Genomic DNA, 17478 nt, shown 5'->3' on the forward strand with positions numbered 1-17478 from the left:
GCTCCCCGCCTGGGTGCGGCACACCCCGGCAACGCGGGACGACGACTCCCGGACGGGGCTGTACCGCCCGGCCGGCGGGGTGCGGTGCGCGAGGAGGACGGTGCGCGCGGACTGCGGCGTGCGGGGAGCCCGGTGTGCGGGGAGCCCGGTGTGCGGGGAGCCCGGTGTGCGGGGAGCCCGGTGTGCGGGCGGCCCGGGTGGCTAACCGGCGCTCGCGGCGCCCCGTGCGGACAGGGCGCGGAGCACGTCGAAGCACTCGGCGAGCAAGGGCCGCAGCGGCCGCTCCCGGCCCCCGTCGATCCAGCGCCGGAAGGCCACCTTGAGCACGGCGATCGCCGACTCGGCGGTCAGCTCCGCCGCCGGTTCGGCCACGCCGCGTCCGCGCAGCGCGTCGGCGAGCGCGCCGGACAGGGCGGCGAGCTTGATCAGCTCCCGCTCCCGCAGCTCCGCGTTGGCGTCGATGACGCCCTGCCGCAGGCCGACCAGGTCACCGCGCTCCTCGAAGGCGCCCGCCGCGGCGTCGAGTGCGGCGGCCACCGCCTCCATCGGACTCGCCGTCGGGGGCGCCGCCGCGACGGCCCCCACGCACAGCTCCTCCAGCCTGCCGGACCCGGCGAAGAGGACCTCCCGCTTGTCGGCGAAGTGCCGGAAGAACGTCCGCTCCGTCAGCCCCGCACGCTTGGTGATCTCGGCCACCGGGGTCTGCTCGTAGCCGCGCTCCACGTACAGCTCCAGCGCCGCCTGCTCCAGGCGGCCGCGCGCGTTCGGCTCCCATCGACCCATGGCGCGGATTCTACGTGAGGGCAGGCACTGTCATGCGGGGCGCGGTGCCGTGGGGCGCAGGCCGTCCAGGACGAGGTCGAGGAGGCGTTCGGCCTGCTCGCGCTGGTCGGGTCGGGACGAGGTGAGGGCGATGCCCGCGAGGGCGGCGAACATGTCGGTCGACCTGGTGTCGGACCGGATCTCACCGGCCACCGCGGCGGCGTCCATGAGGGTCGTCAGGGCGGACTGGATCAGCTGCCGGCTGTCGCCGTAGGGGTCGCCGCCCGAGGCGACGACGGCCCGCAGGGCCTCCGCCATCCCGAGCTTCGCGGTGGCGTAGTCGATGAAGCGCCGGGTCCACGCGCGCAGCGCCTCGGCCGGGGGCAGCTGGGCCAGCAGTCCGGGCACGGAGTCGCACAGGCGCGCCACCTCGTTGCGGTACGCCGCCTCGATCAGGGCCTCGCGGGTGGGGAAGTTCCGGTAGAGGGTGCCGCTGCCGACGCCCGCCTCCCTGGCGATGCGCTCGAGGTGCGCGTCCAGCCCCTCCTCGCTGAACACCCGCACGGCCGCGGCCAGGATCTTGTCCCGGTTGCGCTGCGCGTCGGCCCTCAGTGGCCGTTTCGTGGCGTCGGACATGAGCGGCCTCTCCTCGTCGCCGGTTGCTAAGTGGAGGCGCCCCCGCTTACTGTGACGGAAGTGGCGGCGCCTCCACTTTCACTCTAGGGCACGACACAGCTCTGCCCATGTCCCCGTCCGGAAGGACTGCCCAACATGTCGGGAATCGAAGGCAAGGTCGTGGCGATCACGGGTGCCAGTGGCGGCATCGGCGAGGCGAGCGCACTCCTGCTCGCCGAGCGCGGAGCCAAGGTCGTGCTCGGGGCGCGCCGCCCGGAGCGTCTGGAGGACCTGGCCCTGCGCATCGGCAGGAGCGGAGGGGAGGCGGCCTGGATCCGCACGGACGTGACCCGCCGCGAGGACCTCGCCGCACTCGTCGCCCTGGCCCGCGAACGCTTCGGCCGGCTCGACGTCCTCGTCGGCAACGCCGGCGTCGGCCTGATCTCACCCCTGGACGAACTCCGCGTCGAGGACTGGGAGCGGATGATCGACGTCAACCTGAAGGGTGTCCTCTACGGCATCGCCGAGGCCCTGCCCGTCTTCCGGGAACAGGGCTCCGGCCACTTCGTCAACATCGTCTCCACCGCCGGACTGCGCATCAGCCCGCTCATGTCGGTCTACGCCGGGACGAAGAACGCGGTGCGCACCGTGTCGGAGGGGCTGCGCCAGGAGGCCGGTGACAGTCTGCGGGTCACCGTGGTCTCACCGGGATTCGTCCACACGGACTTCGCGGACGGCATCCCGGACGCCGGGGCCAGGGCCCGGACCCTCGACACCAGGGACCGGATCGCCATCCCGCCGCAGGCCGTGGCCCGCGCGGTCGCCTTCGCCGTCGAGCAGCCCGACGGCGTCGACGTGGGCGACATCGTGGTCCGTCCCACCGCACAGGACTAGCCCGTCGTCGTCGCCGGACTACCTCCCCGACGTCGAGCGGGTCCGTGAGACCCGTGCCGGGGCGGCGCGGCGGCGGTAGACCAGATAGGGGCGGACCAGGTATCCGACCGGTGCGCTCCAGACGTGCACCAGCCGGGTGAAGGGCCAGGCGGCGAAGAGCAGGCAGGCGCTCAGCGCGTGCAGCCGGAAGAGCAGCGGGGCGTCGGCGATCGCCTCCGGCCGGGGCCCGAGCGCGAACAGCCCGCGGAACCAGACCGACACCGTGCCCCGGTAGTCGTAGCCACCGCCGAGGACGTTGTGCGCGGCGGTCGCGGAGATGCCCAGCAGCACGGTCAGGGACAGCAGCGGGAACAGCACCTTGTCGCTGCGGTCGGTGCCCAGCCGGATCCGCCGGGACAGCAGCCGCCGGGCGCACAGCATGCCGAGCCCCGCGACCATCGCCACGCCCGCCACCGAACCGGCCCACACCGCACCCGCGTGGTAGAGGTGCTCGTCGACGCCCACGGCCTCGGTCCAGGAGGCGGGCACCGCCAGACCCACCACGTGACCGGCGATCACCATGAACGCCCCCAGGTGGAAGAGCGGGCTGCCCCAGCGGAGCCACCGGTGCTCGAGGAGCTGACTGGTGCGCGACGTCCAGCCGAACTGGTCCTGCCGGTAGCGCCACACGTGCCCGGCCACGAACACGGCGAGGCAGACGTAGGGGACGGCGACCCACAGGAGGAGATCGGCTCCGGACGACGACGCGGCGACGAGGGACGAGGAGGTGGCGTTCATGAACGTCCTTCGGGGCGGGGGCCGTCCGCGGTGCGCGGGGCCCGGGCGGGCGGGGCGGCCGTCGGCGGCACGAAGGCGGACGGCGGGGCGAACTCGCCGTCCCCGTAGGCCGGGTGGGCGTGACCCACCCCGTGACCTGCTCCGTGGGCGGCTCCGTAGGGATCGAGGCCCACTTCCTCCTCGGGCGGTCCCTCCGCGGCGAGCTTCGCCACCGCCGCCCGGTCCGCGTCGGTCGCCGGGGGCAACAGGCCGAGCAGCGCCGACAGCAGGTGCCGGTAGGGGGAGCCGGACTCGGTCAGCGCGTGCCGGATCAGCTCCAGCCCACGCCGGTGCATCCGCAGCGGCGCCTCGCCCGCGCCGGGACCGGCCAGCGCCGCGAACTCCAGCACGACCGGCAGGTGGTCGGGCAGCTCCCCGCCGTCGGTGTCCCACCCGGCGGCCCGGTAGCGCCGGGCCAGGGTGAGCAGGGCCATGCCCCGGCGCCGGGTGTCGCCGTGCAGGTAGTAGGTGAGGTACAGGCTGCTCCGGCGGCGCAGGTCGAAGGTCTCGACGTAGTGCCGGGCGAGCGCGTCGGGCTCCTGGACGCCGAACCAGTCCATGAAGGCGCTCAGTTCCGCGGCGGCCGACGACCGGGGCAGAGCCGCGACGGCGGACGCCAACCCCGGCCGGTGCGCAGCCAGTTCCTCGTCCGGGTACTGCGACAGCAGCGACAGCAGACGCAGCACCAGCGCACGCTCCCGAGCCTCCCGGGGGGACATCGGAGCCCGGCGCCGGACGGCCGCGCGGACCCGGGTGCGGACGATGGCGGGGACGGTGGTGGGCAGCGGGCTCATGCGGGGCCTTCCGACGGCGTACGGCGCAGGGTGGGCATGCCGAGGGCGACCCCGCCGCCGGCCGGAGCACCGGCCGACTCCACGGGGCAGCCGCTCTCCAGGGCACTGAGCGCGGCCGCGTCCTCCTTGTGCGCGGCCGGAACGACGTAGCGGTCGGCGTACTTCGCCACCGCCAGCAGCCGGTGCAGGTCCCGGGCCTCGGCGGTGTCCAGCCCGACCGCGCCGAGAGCCGCCTCGTCCCCTTCCTCGCCGAGGGACACGGCGCGCATGTACGAGCGCAGCGCGGTCAGTTTCATCAGCACCCCGCCCACCACGTCCGGGTCCCCGGCCGTGAACAGGCTCGCCAGGTATTCGAGGGGGATGCGCAGCCGGGTCACCGCCGCGAACACGTGGTCCGGGTCCTCCTGGTCGCCGCCCGCCACGGTGACGGCGTCCAGGACGGGGGAGAGCGGCGGCACGTACCAGACCATCGGCAGGGTGCGGTACTCCGGATGCAGGGGCAGCGCCACCCGGTACCGCGCGACCAGGTCGTACACCGGCGAGCGCCGGGCCGCCGCCAGCCAGTCCTCCGGGATGCCGGACGCCCGCGCCGCCGCGACCACCTCGGGATCGCGCGGGTCCAGGAAGACGCCGCGCTGTGCGTCCAGGAGGTCCTGCTCGTCCGGGGTCGCCGCCGCCTCGCCCACCCGGTCGGCGTCGTACAGCAGCAGTCCCAGGTAGCGCAGCCGGCCGACGCAGGTCTCCGAGCAGACGGTGGGCTGGCCCGCCTCGATGCGCGGGAAGCAGAACGTGCACTTCTCGGCCTTGCCGGTGGCGTGGTTGACGTACACCTTCTTGTACGGGCAGGCCGTCACGCACATCCGCCAGCCCCGGCAGCGGTCCTGGTCGACCAGGACGATGCCGTCCTCCACCCGCTTGTACATCGCGCCGGACGGACAGGCCGACACACAGGCCGGGTTGAGGCAGTGCTCGCACAGCCGCGGGAGGTGGAAGAGGAAGGTCTGCTCGAACTCGAAGCGGACCTTCTCGGCCCACTCCCCGCTCAGATTGGGGTCGCCGCCCGCGTGCTCCGGCGCACCGCCCAGGCCGTCCTCCCAGTTGGCGCCCCAGGTGATGGCGGCGGGCCGGCCGGTCAGCACCGAGCGCGGCCGGGCGACCGGCAGGTCGGGTCCGGCGGGCGCGCTCACCAGGTTGTCGTAGTCGTAGGTCACCGGCTCGTAGTAGTCCTCGATGACCGGCAGGTCCGGGTTGGAGAACAGGGACAGCAGCCGCCTGACCCGGCCGCCCGAGCGCAGCACCAGCCGCCCCCGGCGGTCCAGGGTCCAGCCGCCCCTCCACTTCTCCTGGTCCTCGTAGCGGCGCGGATAGCCGATGCCGGGCTTGGTCTCCACGTTGTTGAACCAGGCGTACTCGACGCCGGTGCGGTTGGTCCAGGTCTGCTTGCAGGTCACCGAACAGGTGTGGCACCCGATGCACTTGTCGAGGTTCATCACCATGGCGACCTGGGCCATCACCCGTCCGACGGTGGCTTCGCCACGGGGCATGTCAGTACTCCACTCGCTGGCTTCGGCGGCGGATCACGGTGACCTCGTCGCGCTGGTTGCCGGTCGGCCCGTAGTAGTTGAAGGCGTAGGTCAGCTGGGCGTGGCCGCCGGCCAGGTGCGTGGGCTTGAGCAGCAGCCGGGTCAGCGAGTTGTGCATGCCGCCGCGCCTGCCGCCGATCTCGGTCCTCGGCACGTTCACGGTCCGGTCCTGGGCGTGGTACATGTACACCGTGCCCTCGGGCATCCGGTGGGTGACCACCGCACGGGCCGCCACGACGCCGTTGCGGTTGTATGCCTCGACCCACTCGTTGTCCCGGACGCCGATCCGCTCCGCGTCGGCCGTGGACATCCAGATCGCCGGGCCGCCCCGGGACAGGTCGAGCATGTACTTGTTGTCCTGGTAGTTGGAGTGGATGGACCACTTCGAGTGCGGGGTCAGGTAGCGGACGGTGACCTCCGCCCGGCCGTCCTCGTGCAGGTGCCCGTCGCCGTAGTGCCCGATCGCGTTCAGTGGAGGCCGGTAGGCGGGCAGTTGCTCGCCCAGCTCGGCCATCCAGTCGTGCTGGACGAAGAAGTGCTGGCGGCCGGTGAGGGTGTGCCAGGGCTTCTTGTGCTCGACGTTGATGACGAACGGCGAGTAGCGGCGCCCGCCCGTCTCCGAGCCCGACCACTCGTACGAGGTGATCACCGAACGGGGCTGGGTGCGGGTGTCGGCGAACGTGATCCGCTCCGCCTCGCGCTCGGCGGACAGCTCCACCAACCCCTCGCTGCCGGTCTGCCGCTCCAGCTCCCGGAACCCCTCGGTCGCCAGGCGGCCGTTGGTGGTGCCGGACAGCGCGAGGATCGCCTCGCACATGTCGGAGGCGGTGGCCAGCGAGGGGCGCCCGGCGCCCGCCCCCTCGCGCACGGTGCCGCAGCGGTGCCGCAACTCCTCGACCTCCCGGCCGGGGTGGACGGTGACGCCCTTCGTGGTCGTGCCGAGGGTGTCCAGGAGCGGGCCGACGGCGCGGATCTTCTGCGCGACGGCCGCGTAGTCCCGCTCGACCACGACCAGCTTCGGCATCGTCCGCCCCGGCACCGGTTCGCACTCGCCGGCCCGCCAGTCGCGCACCACGCCGCCCGGCTGGGCGAGTTCGTCCGGGGTGTCGTGCTGCAACGGCACCGCGAGCACGTCGGTGCGGGTGCCCAGGTGCTCGGCCGCCAGCTCGCTGAAGCGGTCGGAGATGCCCAGGAAGGTGTCGTAGTCGGTGCGCGACTGCCACGGCGGTGCGATGGCCGGGGTGAAGGCGTGCACGAAGGGGTGCATGTCCGTACTGGACAGGTCGTCCTTCTCGTACCAGGTCGCCGCCGGCAGCACCACGTCGGACAACAGCCCCGTCGAGGTCATCCGGAAGTCCATGGTGACCAGCAGGTCCAGCTTTCCCTCCGGCGCCCGCTCGTGCCACACCACCTCCTCGGGCCGCTGCTCCGGCGGGGTCTCGGCCGAGCGGACGGCCGCGTCGGTGCCGAGGAGATGGCGCAGGAAGTACTCGTTGCCCTTGCCCGAGGAGCCCAGCAGGTTCGCCCGCCACACGGTGAGCACCCGCGGGAAGTTGGCCGGGTCGTCCGGGTCCTCGACCGCGAACCGCAGCCGTCCGGCCTTCAGCTCGTCCACGACGTGCTCGGCGACCGGGCGGCCCGCGGCGGCCGCCTCGTCGGCCAGGTCCAGCGGATTGCGGTCGAAGCCCGGGTGCCCCGGCGTCCAGCCCAGCCGCACCGCCTGCGCCAGGCAGTCCGCGAAGCCCTTGCCCCGGAACCGGCCCTCCCCGAGCGGGGACGCCAACTCCTCGGGCCCGAAGGCCTCGTAACGCCACTGGTCGGTGTTGAGGTACCAGTACGAGGTGCCCGCCATGTGCCGCGTCGGCCGCTGCCAGTCGAAGGCGAACGCCAGATGCTGGAAGCCGGTCAGCGGACGGACCTTCTCCTGGCCGACGTAGTGCGCCCAGCCGCCGCCGTTGACGCCCTGGCAGCCGGTCATGGTGGTCAGCGCCAGAAACGCGCGGTAGATGGTGTCGGAGTGGAACCAGTGGTTGGTGCCCGCACCCATGGCGATCATCGAACGGCCGCCGGTGCGCTCGGCGTTGCGGGCGAACTCGCGGGCGATGCGGGCCGCCTGCGCGGCCGGCACCGAGGTGATCGTCTCCTGCCAGGCGGGCGTGTACGGCTGGTCGGCGTCGTCGTACGAGGCGGGCCAGCTGCCCGGCAGGCCGGGCCGGGACACCCCGTACTGGGCCAGCATCAGGTCGAAGACGGTGGTGACCCGCCGGCCGCCGATCCGCCGTACCGGGACCCCGCGCACCATGACCGAGCCGCCCTCGGTGGCGCCCTCGTCGAACCGGGGCAGCGCCACCTCCGCCATCTCCTCGGCCGTCTCCAGCAGGCTCAGCTCGGGCTCGACGCCTTCGAGGTCGAGGTTCCAGCGGCCCCGCCCGGCCTCCCCCCACCGGAAGCCGAGCGAGCCGCCGGGGACCACCGTCTCTCCGGTGGCCCCGTCCAGGAGCACCGTCTTGAACCGCGCGTGCTCCTCCTCGCCGCCGAGGTCGGCCGCGGTGAGGAAGCCGTCCGGGACCAGCCCGTGACCGCTCTCGCGCAGGGTCACCAGGAACGGTGCGTCGGTGTAGGTGCTCAGGTAGTCCCAGAAGTACGGCACCTCGCGGTCGACGAGGAACTCCCGCAGGATCACGTGCCCCATGGCCATCGCCAGCGCCCCGTCCGTGCCCGGGTGCGGGGCCAGCCACTCGTCGGCGAACTTCACGTTGTCCGCGTAGTCGGGCGAGACCGCGACGACCTTCGTGCCGTTGTAGCGGGTCTCGGTGAGGAAGTGCGCGTCCGGGGTGCGGGTCACCGGGATGTTGGAGCCCCACATCACCAGATAGCCCGCGTTCCACCAGTCCGCCGCCTCCGGTACGTCCGTCTGGTCGCCGAAGACCTGCGGGGAGGCGGGCGGCAGGTCGGCGTACCAGTCGTAGAACGACAGCAGCGTGCCGCCGATCAGGGACATGAAGCGCGAACCGGCCGCGTACGACGCCATCGACATCGCCGGGATGGGGGAGAAGCCCGCCACCCGGTCCGGGCCGTACGCCTTGACGGTGTGCACGTGCGCGGCGGCGACCATCTCGTTGACCTCGTCCCAGTCCGCGCGCACCAGACCGCCCTTGCCGCGGGCCCGCTTGTACGCCCGGGCCTTCGCCGGGTCACCGGTGATCTCCGCCCAGGCCGCCACCGGATCGCCCAGCCGGCGCCGGGCCTCGCGCCACAACTTCAGCAGTACGCCCCGGACATACGGGTAGCGGACCCGGCTGGGGGAGTAGGTGTACCAGGAGAACGACGCCCCGCGCGGGCAGCCGCGCGGCTCGTACTCGGGGCAGTCGGCGCCGATGGAGGGGTAGTCCGTGGCCTGGTGCTCCCAGGTGATGAGGCCGTCCTTGACGTACACCATCCACGAGCAGGACCCGGTGCAGTTCACACCGTGCGTGGAGCGCACCACTCTGTCGTGCGACCAGCGGTCGCGGTAGAAGCCCTCCCAGCGTTCGTCGCCCTCGCCGAACACGGCGCGTCCGTCGGCCGACACCTCCCGGCGGGACAGCAGCCTGCGGGCGGCCAGCGGCCAGTTCTCCGCGACGCCCGACTGCCGGCGCCGCCCCTCGCGATCGTTCTCCATGGTCCGGAACGCTAGGCCGCGCCCGCCGGGCACACCCGGGGTCGCGCGGCCCCCGCCCGCCGGGCGACCGGCCCCCTTCCCAAGCCCCGTCCAGGGACCAACGGCCCCGCAAACAGGGCCGGTCGGCGCACGGCCCGGCCCGCCCCCCGGGTGCATGCTGGCGGTGATCGATCGGGCGCCGCCCATCGGACCGACGCACCCGCAGGCCGCCGGCCGCTGAAATCCCCCGTCCCCGGCCGGGGCACCCGGGTGCGTCGGGGCGCCCGCCCGGACGGTCACGCGTCCGGCCGTCCACCACGGCCGGACGCGATCAACACGGCGGGGGCTCGCCACCAGGACGGGCGCGCGATGAGCCCCCAACGCGTGGCACGGCCGGCGGGGCCACCCGGCCCGCCGCCGGGGGCCGTTCAACCCTCCCCCCGGGCACGGCGGCGACGCAGGGTGAACGGGAAACGGGCAGAGCTTTCGCCAAGGAGCCGCCATGCAGACCCGGGAAGTCGACGCCACCGCAGTCCAGACCCTGCTCGCCGCGGCCGTGGCGGCACCGTCCGTGCACAACACGCAGCCCTGGCGGTTCGGCCTGGACGTGGACAGCCGGACCATCGAGGTACACGCCGACCACGCACGGTGGCTCCCGGCCGCCGACCCCGGGCGGCGCGCCCAGCACCTGTCCGTGGGCGCCGCCGTCCTCAACCTCCGCCTGGCCGCCGACCACCTGGGCTGGGACCCGGTCGTCGAACTGCTGCCCCCGGTCGGCGCCCCGAGCCTGCTGGCGACCGTACGACTGGCCGAACGCCCGCCGAACGGTGCGCGGCGGTGGCCGGGCGAGCCGCCGCGGCCGGGCGCGCTGTACGAAGCCGTGGAGCGCCGGCACACCAGCCGGATGCCCTTCACCGGACGTCCGGTGCCCGACCCCGTCGTCACGGAGATGATCGCCGCCGCCCGCGCCGAGGGAGCGTACCTGGACGTTCCCGACATCGTCGCGACCCGCCGCCTGCTGCGGCTGACCGCTGCCGCCGAGGCCCGCAACGCCGCCGACGCCGAGCGCGTCGCCGAGACCCGCGCCTGGCTCACCGCGCCGGGTTCGGCCACCCCGTACGGCATCCCCGCGACCGCCCTGGGACCCCGCGACGGCTCGGGGCGCGTGCCGATGCGGGACTTCGCCGCCCCGCTGCCCGCGCTCGGCCGTCCGGCCCCGCGCTTCGAACGCCACGTCCAGGTGGCCCTGTTGTGGACCCCGCACGACCGGCGCCAGGACTGGCTGCGCGCCGGGCAGGCCCTGCAACGCGTGCTGCTCACCGCCACCGCGCACGGGGTGCGCACCTCGATGCTCCACCAGGCGATGGAATGGCCCGACCTGAGGGCGGCGATGAGCGGCACCCGGCAGCGCCACCACCCGCACCTGCTGATCCGCTTCGGCTACGGACCGGAGGGCGGCCGCACCCCGCGCGCCGCCGGGACCCCCGGCCCTCCCGCCGGGGGTCCTCCGACCGCCGGCCGGGACCCCCGGCCCATGCCGCCGCACCGCCGTACGCCGCGAGAGTGATCAAGGACGAACTCCGCGACGGATGACGGAAACGAGGACGGACGGCATGGTCCAGCAGGTGAGCGAAGAGCGGGACACGGCACCACCGGAACGCACGGACGGGCCCCGGCCCGCTCCCCGACGGGCCTGGCCGATGCTGGGCCTGGCCACGGCCGGGTTCGCGGTCAACTTCTGGGCCTGGGCGCTGCTCAGCCCGCTCGGCCCCCGCTTCAAGGAGAGCCTCGGGCTGACCTCGTTCGAGCAGTCGCTGCTGGTGGCGGTGCCCGTCGTGGTCGGCTCCCTCGGCCGGATCCCGGTCGGCGCCCTCACGGACCGGTACGGCGGGCGCGTCATGTTCCCGCTCGTGTCGGCGGCCACCATCGTGCCGGTGCTCTACGTGGGTCTGGCCGGGCACTCGTCCTTGGCCGCACTGCTGGCCGGCGGCTTCCTCCTCGGGATCGGCGGCACCTCCTTCGCCGTCGGCGTGCCCTTCGTCAACGCATGGTTCCCGCCCGAGCGGCGCGGCCTCGCCATCGGCGTCTTCGGCATGGGCATGGGCGGCACCGCGATCAGCGCCCTGTCGACGGTGCGGCTCGTGGACGCCTACGGCACGGCCGCCCCGTTCCTGATCACCGCGGCGGTGCTGGCGGTGTACGCGGTGGCGGCGGCGCTGCTGCTGAGGGACGCCCCCGGACGCGCCGTCCCCACCGAGCCGCTCGCCCGGCGGCTGGCCTCGACCCTGCGCCTGGGCACCACGTGGCAGGCGTCCGCGCTGTACGCGGTGGCCTTCGGCGGCTACGTCGCCTTCTCGGTCTACCTCCCCACCTACCTGAAGACCGGTTACGGGCTCACCCAGGCCGACGCGGCGAACCGCATGGCCGGGTTCGTGCTGCTCGCCGTGGCGATGCGCCCGGTCGGCGGCTGGCTCTCCGACCGGATCGGACCGGTACGGGTGGTGAGCGGCACGCTGGTGGTGGTGCTGGCCGCGTCGCTCGTCCAGTCCTCGGCGCCCGCGCTGACGCCGGTCGGCACCGCCGCCTTCCTGGCCCTGGCGGCCGCCCTCGGCGCGGGCAGCGGCGCGGTGTTCGCCCTGGTGGCCCTGCTGGCACCGGCGAACAGGCTCGGGTCGGTCACCGGAGTGGTGGGTGCCGCCGGCGGCCTCGGCGGCTTCGTGCCGCCCCTGGTGATGGGTTCCCTCTACGGCACCTACGGCTCGTACGCGCTCGGCCTGCTCCTCCTCGGGGCCGTCGCGGCCGCGGCACTGACCTACACCGCGACCCGGCTGCGCCGCACGGCTGTCGGTCGCTGACCCCGATCGCCGAACTCGCCCCCGAACACGACGTGGTGGTGTCCCCGATCAGCAGGGTGCGCACGGCCCGTGGCGCGGGCGGGCAGCGCCCTGCCCCCTCCGGCCGCGTGACCGGAGGGGGCAGGGCGCCGTCGTCAGACCCGCGGCTGCGCCGGGTCCGCGGCGTCCGCCAGCCACAGGTCGGGGCCGAACACCTCGTAGCGGATGCGGCGGGCCGGGACACCGGCGGCGAGCAGCCGGGTGCGCACCCCGCGCATGAACGGCAGCGAACCGCACATGAACACCGAAGCCCCGTCGGGCAGTTCGAGACCGGACAGGTCCATCAGGCCCTCGCGAGCCTCGGGCTCCTCCGGGCCGGGACGCTCGTACCAGAACACGGCACGGGCGTCCGGCAGCCGCTCGACCAGCTCCCGCGTCTCGGCGCGCAGGGCGTGCTCGGCGGGGGACCGGTCGGCGTGCAGGACCAGCACCCGGCGGGTGGACCCCAGTGCGGCGAGGTGCGACAGCATCCCGGTGAGGGGCGTGCAGCCGATGCCCGCCGAGACCAGCACGACGGGAGTCCGGTCATCGGCGTCGTCGAGGACGATGTCGCCGGACGGCGTCGACAGGGTCAGCTCGTCGCCGCGGCACACGTCGCCGAACAGCAGGTTGGAGACCTCGCCGTCCGGTGCCCCGTCCGTGCCGGCGACCCGTTTGACGGTGATCCGGCGCAGCTCGCCGCCGGGCTCCGCGGACAGGCTGTACTGGCGCAACTGCCGTACCCCGTCGGGCATCAGCACCCGCACACTGACGTACTGGCCCGCCCGGGCGCGCGGCGCGGGCCTGCCGTCGGACGGGCGGATCACGAAGGACACCACGTCCGCCGTCTCCGTGCGGCGCTCCACCACCGTCCACCGGCGCCAGACCTGACCGGGCCGCAGCCCCGCCGCGTGGTACAGACGCGCCTCCATGGCGATCAGCGCACCGGCCATCAGCCAGTACACCTCGTCCCAGGCCGCCGCCACCTCCGCGGTGACCGCGTCGCCCAGGACGTCGGCTATCGCCGCGAACAGGTACTTGTGCACGATCGTGTACTGGTCGTCGGTGATGCCGACGGAGACGTGCTTGTGCGCGATGCGCTCCAGCAGGGCGTCCGGACGGGTGTCCGGGTGGTCGAGCAGCGCGCCCGCGAACGCGGCGATCGAACCGGCCAGCGCCCTGCGCTGGGCGCCGCTGGCCTGGTTGCCCCGGTTGAACAGCCCGTCGAGCAGTTCCGGCCGGTCGTGGAACATCGTGGCGTAGAAGCGCGAGGCGATCTCGTCGAGCGCTCCGGTCACGGCGGGCAGCGTGGCCCGGACCACGGACGCGGACTCTGCGGACAGCATGGAACCTCCCGTAAGGGGATGGGGGAGTCGATGACCGCGGCACTGGATGCGGCGGCGACTTCCTGTGTACCAGCGGGCGGCCCGCCTTCTCGCCCCGTTGCGCCCCGGGCGGCGTACGCGGGACCAACGGACGCCGGAACAGGGCCGTTGGTCCCCATGGGGCCGCCTCGTGCCGGGGCTCAAGGTCCCTGGGACAGGCCTCCGTGCGGCCCTGCCTCCGCGCCGTCGGACGGTGTCACACCGTCGGCGAGGGCCGCGCCTCGATGAGCCGGACGCCGGTGATCAGGTCGGGGACGATCCGGATGGCGTAGTCCATCGACCGGTCGACCCAGGGGCGCAGCAGGGCCTGATAGCGGTTCAGTTCCCCGGGGTCGGTGACCGGTTGCGCGTAGCCGGTCACCACCACGCTCCAGCCCAGGTGCGTGTCCGGGTCGATGGAGTCGGCCTCGTAGGCGACCACGACCCCCTGATCACCGGCCTTGGGCGTGCGGGAGGTCAGGGCCGCCCCCTCGTGGGTGCGGATCACGATGTCGCCGTCGTCCAGGACGTGGTTGACCGGCCGGATCGTCGGCAGCGCCTGCCGCGTGAAGACGACCCGCCCCAGGGACACGCTGCCCAGCAGCGCGAGGGCCTCCTCGGGGCCCAGCTCGATGCTGCGCCGCGGCGCCACCGGGGCCGAGGGGACGTGCTCGCAGGTCATGGCATGCTTTCGGGTCGGTCAGAGGTACGGTCGCTTCATTGGAGCGCCGTCCGTGAGCCGTGCGCTAGGGCCGTTCGGCCCCCGGAACGGCTCCGCCCGGCCCGGCGCGACCCCGCGCGCGAGACGGGGCCGACCGGCCCTGGTCCTTCGGCCCCGGGCGCTGGAGGATCTCCGCAACAGGAGCCGCCGTCCCCACCAGGGAGCGGCTCGCCACGAGAACGCAGACGAGGAGCATGTCGATGGCGGACACCGAGCGGCCCGGCCCCGCGGACCCGGTCCGGGTCTTCCTGCTGGACGACCACGAGGTCGTGCGGCGCGGAGTGCGCGACCTGCTCGACGACGAGCCGGACATCAGCGTGGTGGGGGAGGCGGGCACCGTCGAGCAGGCCCTCGTCCGGGTCCCCGCGCTCCGCCCCCACGTGGCGGTGCTCGACGTGCGGCTGCCCGACGGCGACGGGGTGAGCGTGTGCCGGGAACTGCGCTCCCGCATGCCCGAGCTGGCCTGCCTGATGCTGACCTCCTTCGACGACGAGGAGGCCCTGCTGGACTCGATCATGGCGGGCGCGGCCGGGTACGTGCTCAAGCAGATCCAGGGCTCGGACCTCGTCACCGCCGTGCGCACCGTCGCCGCGGGCCAGTCCCTGCTCGACCCCAGCGCGGCGACCAGGCTGATGGCGCGGCTGCGCGGCGAACCGGCCAAGGAGGCGGAGCCGGACGCCCTGCCGGGCCTGACCGACCGCGAACGGGAGATCCTCGCCCTGATCGGCGAGGGCCTGACCAACCGCCAGATCGGACAGCGCCTGTACCTGGCCGAGAAGACGGTGAAGAACCACATCTCGCGGCTGCTGGCCAAGCTGGGCGTCGAGCGCCGCATCCAGGCCGCGGTGATCGCCACCCAGGCGCAGGACCGGCTCCGCCGGGAAGGACACTGACCCGGAACGGACGGCACCGGCCGGGGCCCGTTACCGTGGAACGAGACCGGGGCGGCCGGCTGCCGGCGCGTCGGAAGGACCTGGAGGATCACCCGTGGACAGCCCTGACCAGGCGGAAGCCCGGGTCCGCCTGCCACAGCTGCGGCTGGACGAGCTGCTGGAGGAACTCCAGGCCCGGCTCGACGCCGCCAGGGGCACGCGCGACCGGGTGCACAGCCTGCTCGAAGCGGTGCTCTCGGTGGGCCGCGAACTGGATCTCGAACACGTCCTGCACAGCATCGTCGAGGCCGCGGCCGCCCTCGTCGACGCGCGCTACGCCGCCCTCGGCGTGATCGGCCCCGACGGCAAGCGGCTCTCGGCCTTCCACACGGTCGGCGTGAGCGAGGAGCAGATCGCCAGGATCGGCCCCTACCCGGAGGGCCACGGCATCCTCGGCGAGCTGATCCGCCATCCCGAGCCCCTGCGGCTGCCCGACCTCTCCGAGCACGCCGCCTCGTACGGCTTCCCGGCGCACCACCCGCCGATGCGCACCTTCCTCGGTGTCCCCATCCGGGTCCGCGAGCAGGTCTTCGGCAACCTGTACCTGACCGAGAAGCGGGGCGGGGCGCAGTTCGACGAAGAGGACGAGTCGGTCCTGTCGACGCTGGCCGTGGCCGCGGGCGTCGCCATCGACAACGCGCGCCTGTACGAGCAGTCGCGGCTGCGGGAGCGCTGGCTGCAGGCGAACGCGGAGATCACCCACAGCCTGATGTCCGGCAGCGAGCGCGGCGCGGCACTCGGCCTGATCGCGGAGCGGGCCAGGGAGATCACCGGCGCGGCCCTCGCCGTGCTCACCATGCCCATGCCGGACACGGACTCCCTGGTGGTGGAACTGGCCACCGGACAGGGCGCCGAGGACCACTGCGGTCTGGTGCTGCCCATCGACGACAGCCTCACCGGCCTGGCCTTCGCCACCGCCGAGCCCGTCCGCAGCCCGGACATCACCCGGGACGCGCGGGTGTCCGCCGCGGCCCCCCGGTTCACCGGTCTCGGACCAGCGGTGGCCGTGCCCTTCGGTGCCGCGGACGAGGGCGTGCGGGGCGTGGTGCTGCTGGTGCGGCAGGCGGGCAAGGCGGTGTTCTCCGCGAAGGAGACCGAGCCGTTGCAGGGGTTCGCCGCGCAGGCCGCGCTCGCGATGGAGCTGGCGGAGCGGCGCCGGGACGCCGAGCAGATCGCCGTGCTCCAGGACCGGGACCGGATCGCCCGGGACCTGCACGACCTGGCGATCCAGCGGTTGTTCGCCACCGGGATGACGCTCCAGAGCGCCGGCCGCCTGATCGACAACGGCTCCGCCTCGGAGCGGGTGCTGCGGGCGGTGGACGACCTGGACGAGACCATCAAGATCATCAGGTCGACGATCTTCGGCCTCCGGTCGCGCGGCACCGCCGCCGGTGCCGGGCTGCGGGGCCGTACGGTGCGGGTGGTCGGCGAGGCGGCCCCGGTCCTGGGCTTCGCCCCCAGCCTCCGGATGGAGGGCCTGCTGGACACGGAGGTGCCCGGCCGGATCGCCGAGCACGTGGTCGCGGTGCTGTCCGAGGCCCTGACCAACGTGGCCCGGCACGCGCGGGCCGACCGGGTCGCCGTCGCCCTGGAGACCGACGGCCGCGAGGTGCGGCTGAGCGTCACGGACAACGGCGTGGGCATCCCGTCCGGCGGGCGCCGCAGCGGGCTGCGCAACCTGGCCGAACGCGCCGCTCAGCTGGGCGGCGAGCTGCGGCTCACCGAACCCGCCGACGGCGGCACCGTGCTGGAGTGGCGGGCACCGGTGCCGGACCAGGGCTGAACGCCGGGCCCGCCGGGTCAGAGCAGCCCGCCGCTGCCGTACGGCGCGTACAGGTCGAGCAGCCGGATCCGAGCGGCGTGCAGCCGGTGGGCGACCACCTTGCCGACCCAGACGGCGACCGTACGGCCGAACTCGGGATCGCGGCCGCACAACTCCCGCACGACGTCCGCGTCGAACTCCCAGGCGCGCACCGGAGTCGTGGCCTCGCCGCCCAGTTGCCACAGGTACGGCGGGAAGTGCCAGGACCAGCCGACGAGTTCCCCGTGCCCCAGCGTCTCGATGACCGGGGACCGGCGGCCGGGGACACGCAGGTCGAGGCTGACCGTCCCGGTCCGGACGATCCAGAACCGGTCGGCACGCCGGCCTTCCTCGAAGAGGCGGGTGCCCTCCGCGACGGAGACCTCCCGCGCGACACGCATGAGGCGCTCGCGGTGGTCGCCGTGGAGGGCCGCGGACAGGGTGGTGGCAGAGGTCATCGCTCCGGCTCCTTTCGTGCGGTCACCGCGGACGGACGGCGGGGGAACCGCTCGGCGGGACGGTCGGCCCGACGGTCCGGGACCGCCGCTCGTCCGGCCGCCTCTCGCCGTTCCCTTCGGGTGCACGCCGGGGGCTGTCGATCCGAGCGTCCCTCCGGCCGGCCCGGAACACCAGGGGCCGCTCGGCCCCGGCATGGGCCGTTCGGCCCTGGTTCGCCCCGCGCG

General features: G+C 74.0%; 14 protein-coding genes. 5 read left to right on the forward strand and 9 right to left on the reverse strand.

From position 1 onward, the window contains the following. Positions 1-201: 201 nt before the first annotated feature. Both Sru02f_RS17450 and Sru02f_RS17455 read right to left on the reverse strand, forming a co-directional pair. Complete coding sequence (locus Sru02f_RS17450) at positions 202-783, reverse strand: TetR/AcrR family transcriptional regulator (RefSeq protein WP_109030937.1); 582 nt, start codon at positions 781-783, stop codon at positions 202-204. Positions 784-813: 30 nt separating this feature from the next. After that, positions 814-1398 (reverse strand): TetR/AcrR family transcriptional regulator, encoded by a 585-nt coding sequence (locus Sru02f_RS17455; RefSeq protein ID WP_109030938.1) that lies wholly within the window; start codon positions 1396-1398, stop codon positions 814-816. Positions 1399-1533: 135 nt separating this feature from the next. Between Sru02f_RS17455 and Sru02f_RS17460 the strand changes: the two genes are divergently transcribed. After that, complete coding sequence (locus tag Sru02f_RS17460; RefSeq protein WP_109030939.1) at positions 1534-2271, forward strand: SDR family oxidoreductase; 738 nt, start codon at positions 1534-1536, stop codon at positions 2269-2271. A gap of 18 nt (positions 2272-2289) precedes the next feature. Here Sru02f_RS17460 and narI read toward each other — a convergent pair whose 3' ends face one another. From narI to Sru02f_RS17480, 4 genes are read right to left on the reverse strand one after another with little or no spacing between them, the layout of a single operon-like run. Beyond that, positions 2290-3048, reverse strand: coding sequence for a respiratory nitrate reductase subunit gamma (gene narI / locus Sru02f_RS17465; RefSeq protein ID WP_109030940.1), 759 nt, complete (start codon positions 3046-3048; stop codon positions 2290-2292). Next, positions 3045-3881 (reverse strand): nitrate reductase molybdenum cofactor assembly chaperone, encoded by an 837-nt coding sequence (gene narJ / locus Sru02f_RS17470; RefSeq protein WP_109030941.1) that lies wholly within the window; start codon positions 3879-3881, stop codon positions 3045-3047. The genes narI and narJ overlap by 4 nt, the downstream gene beginning before the upstream one ends. Beyond that, positions 3878-5425, reverse strand: a complete 1548-nt coding sequence (narH, locus tag Sru02f_RS17475; RefSeq protein ID WP_109030942.1) for a nitrate reductase subunit beta — start codon at positions 5423-5425, stop codon at positions 3878-3880. The genes narJ and narH overlap by 4 nt, the downstream gene beginning before the upstream one ends. Position 5426: 1 nt before the next feature. Continuing rightward, positions 5427-9125 (reverse strand): nitrate reductase subunit alpha, encoded by a 3699-nt coding sequence (locus Sru02f_RS17480; protein ID WP_109030943.1) that lies wholly within the window; start codon positions 9123-9125, stop codon positions 5427-5429. A 481-nt stretch (positions 9126-9606) separates the two neighbouring features. On the opposite strand from Sru02f_RS17480, the gene Sru02f_RS17485 reads away from it, so the two are divergent. After that, positions 9607-10671, forward strand: a complete 1065-nt coding sequence (locus Sru02f_RS17485; RefSeq protein WP_109030944.1) for an Acg family FMN-binding oxidoreductase — start codon at positions 9607-9609, stop codon at positions 10669-10671. A 133-nt stretch (positions 10672-10804) separates the two neighbouring features. Further along, positions 10805-11959, forward strand: coding sequence for an MFS transporter (locus tag Sru02f_RS17490; RefSeq protein WP_167469477.1), 1155 nt, complete (start codon positions 10805-10807; stop codon positions 11957-11959). A gap of 134 nt (positions 11960-12093) precedes the next feature. Here the strand turns inward: Sru02f_RS17490 and Sru02f_RS17495 are convergent, their stop codons facing one another. Then, entirely contained in the window at positions 12094-13323 is a 1230-nt protein-coding gene (locus Sru02f_RS17495) for a globin domain-containing protein (protein WP_109030946.1), read from the reverse strand. A 235-nt stretch (positions 13324-13558) separates the two neighbouring features. After that, positions 13559-14023: a pyridoxamine 5'-phosphate oxidase family protein gene (locus Sru02f_RS17500; RefSeq protein ID WP_109030947.1), complete on the reverse strand. Its 465-nt coding sequence runs from the start codon at positions 14021-14023 to the stop codon at positions 13559-13561. Between the two features lie 239 nt (positions 14024-14262). Here Sru02f_RS17500 and Sru02f_RS17505 point away from each other — a divergent pair, with 239 nt between their 5' ends. Continuing rightward, entirely contained in the window at positions 14263-14955 is a 693-nt protein-coding gene (locus Sru02f_RS17505; RefSeq protein ID WP_109030948.1) for a response regulator, read from the forward strand. A 94-nt stretch (positions 14956-15049) separates the two neighbouring features. Further along, a complete protein-coding gene (locus Sru02f_RS17510; RefSeq protein WP_109030949.1) occupies positions 15050-16777 on the forward strand; it encodes a GAF domain-containing sensor histidine kinase in 1728 nt (575 codons plus the stop codon). A gap of 17 nt (positions 16778-16794) precedes the next feature. On the opposite strand, the gene Sru02f_RS17515 is transcribed toward Sru02f_RS17510, so the two are convergent. Then, positions 16795-17253: a cyclic nucleotide-binding domain-containing protein gene (locus tag Sru02f_RS17515; protein WP_109030950.1), complete on the reverse strand. Its 459-nt coding sequence runs from the start codon at positions 17251-17253 to the stop codon at positions 16795-16797. Positions 17254-17478 lie beyond the last annotated feature (225 nt).

Source organism: Streptomyces rubrogriseus, from assembly GCF_027947575.1.
GTDB classification, from domain to species: Bacteria; Actinomycetota; Actinomycetes; order Streptomycetales; family Streptomycetaceae; genus Streptomyces; species Streptomyces rubrogriseus.

Excerpts from the sequence above, each read along its gene's own strand:
- narJ (WP_109030941.1), bottom strand. The coding sequence starts at position 3,881 with ATGAGCCCGCTGCCCACCACCGTCCCCGCCATCGTCCGCACCCGGGTC.
- Sru02f_RS17505 (WP_109030948.1), top strand. The coding sequence starts at position 14,263 with ATGGCGGACACCGAGCGGCCCGGCCCCGCGGACCCGGTCCGGGTCTTC.
- Sru02f_RS17485 (WP_109030944.1), top strand. The coding sequence starts at position 9,607 with ATGCAGACCCGGGAAGTCGACGCCACCGCAGTCCAGACCCTGCTCGCC.
- Sru02f_RS17460 (WP_109030939.1), top strand. The coding sequence starts at position 1,534 with ATGTCGGGAATCGAAGGCAAGGTCGTGGCGATCACGGGTGCCAGTGGC.
- Sru02f_RS17480 (WP_109030943.1), bottom strand. The coding sequence starts at position 9,125 with ATGGAGAACGATCGCGAGGGGCGGCGCCGGCAGTCGGGCGTCGCGGAG.
- Sru02f_RS17500 (WP_109030947.1), bottom strand. The coding sequence starts at position 14,023 with ATGACCTGCGAGCACGTCCCCTCGGCCCCGGTGGCGCCGCGGCGCAGC.
- Sru02f_RS17450 (WP_109030937.1), bottom strand. The coding sequence starts at position 783 with ATGGGTCGATGGGAGCCGAACGCGCGCGGCCGCCTGGAGCAGGCGGCG.
- Sru02f_RS17495 (WP_109030946.1), bottom strand. The coding sequence starts at position 13,323 with ATGCTGTCCGCAGAGTCCGCGTCCGTGGTCCGGGCCACGCTGCCCGCC.
- Sru02f_RS17455 (WP_109030938.1), bottom strand. The coding sequence starts at position 1,398 with ATGTCCGACGCCACGAAACGGCCACTGAGGGCCGACGCGCAGCGCAAC.
- narH (WP_109030942.1), bottom strand. The coding sequence starts at position 5,425 with ATGCCCCGTGGCGAAGCCACCGTCGGACGGGTGATGGCCCAGGTCGCC.
- Sru02f_RS17490 (WP_167469477.1), top strand. The coding sequence starts at position 10,805 with ATGCTGGGCCTGGCCACGGCCGGGTTCGCGGTCAACTTCTGGGCCTGG.
- narI (WP_109030940.1), bottom strand. The coding sequence starts at position 3,048 with ATGAACGCCACCTCCTCGTCCCTCGTCGCCGCGTCGTCGTCCGGAGCC.
- Sru02f_RS17515 (WP_109030950.1), bottom strand. The coding sequence starts at position 17,253 with ATGACCTCTGCCACCACCCTGTCCGCGGCCCTCCACGGCGACCACCGC.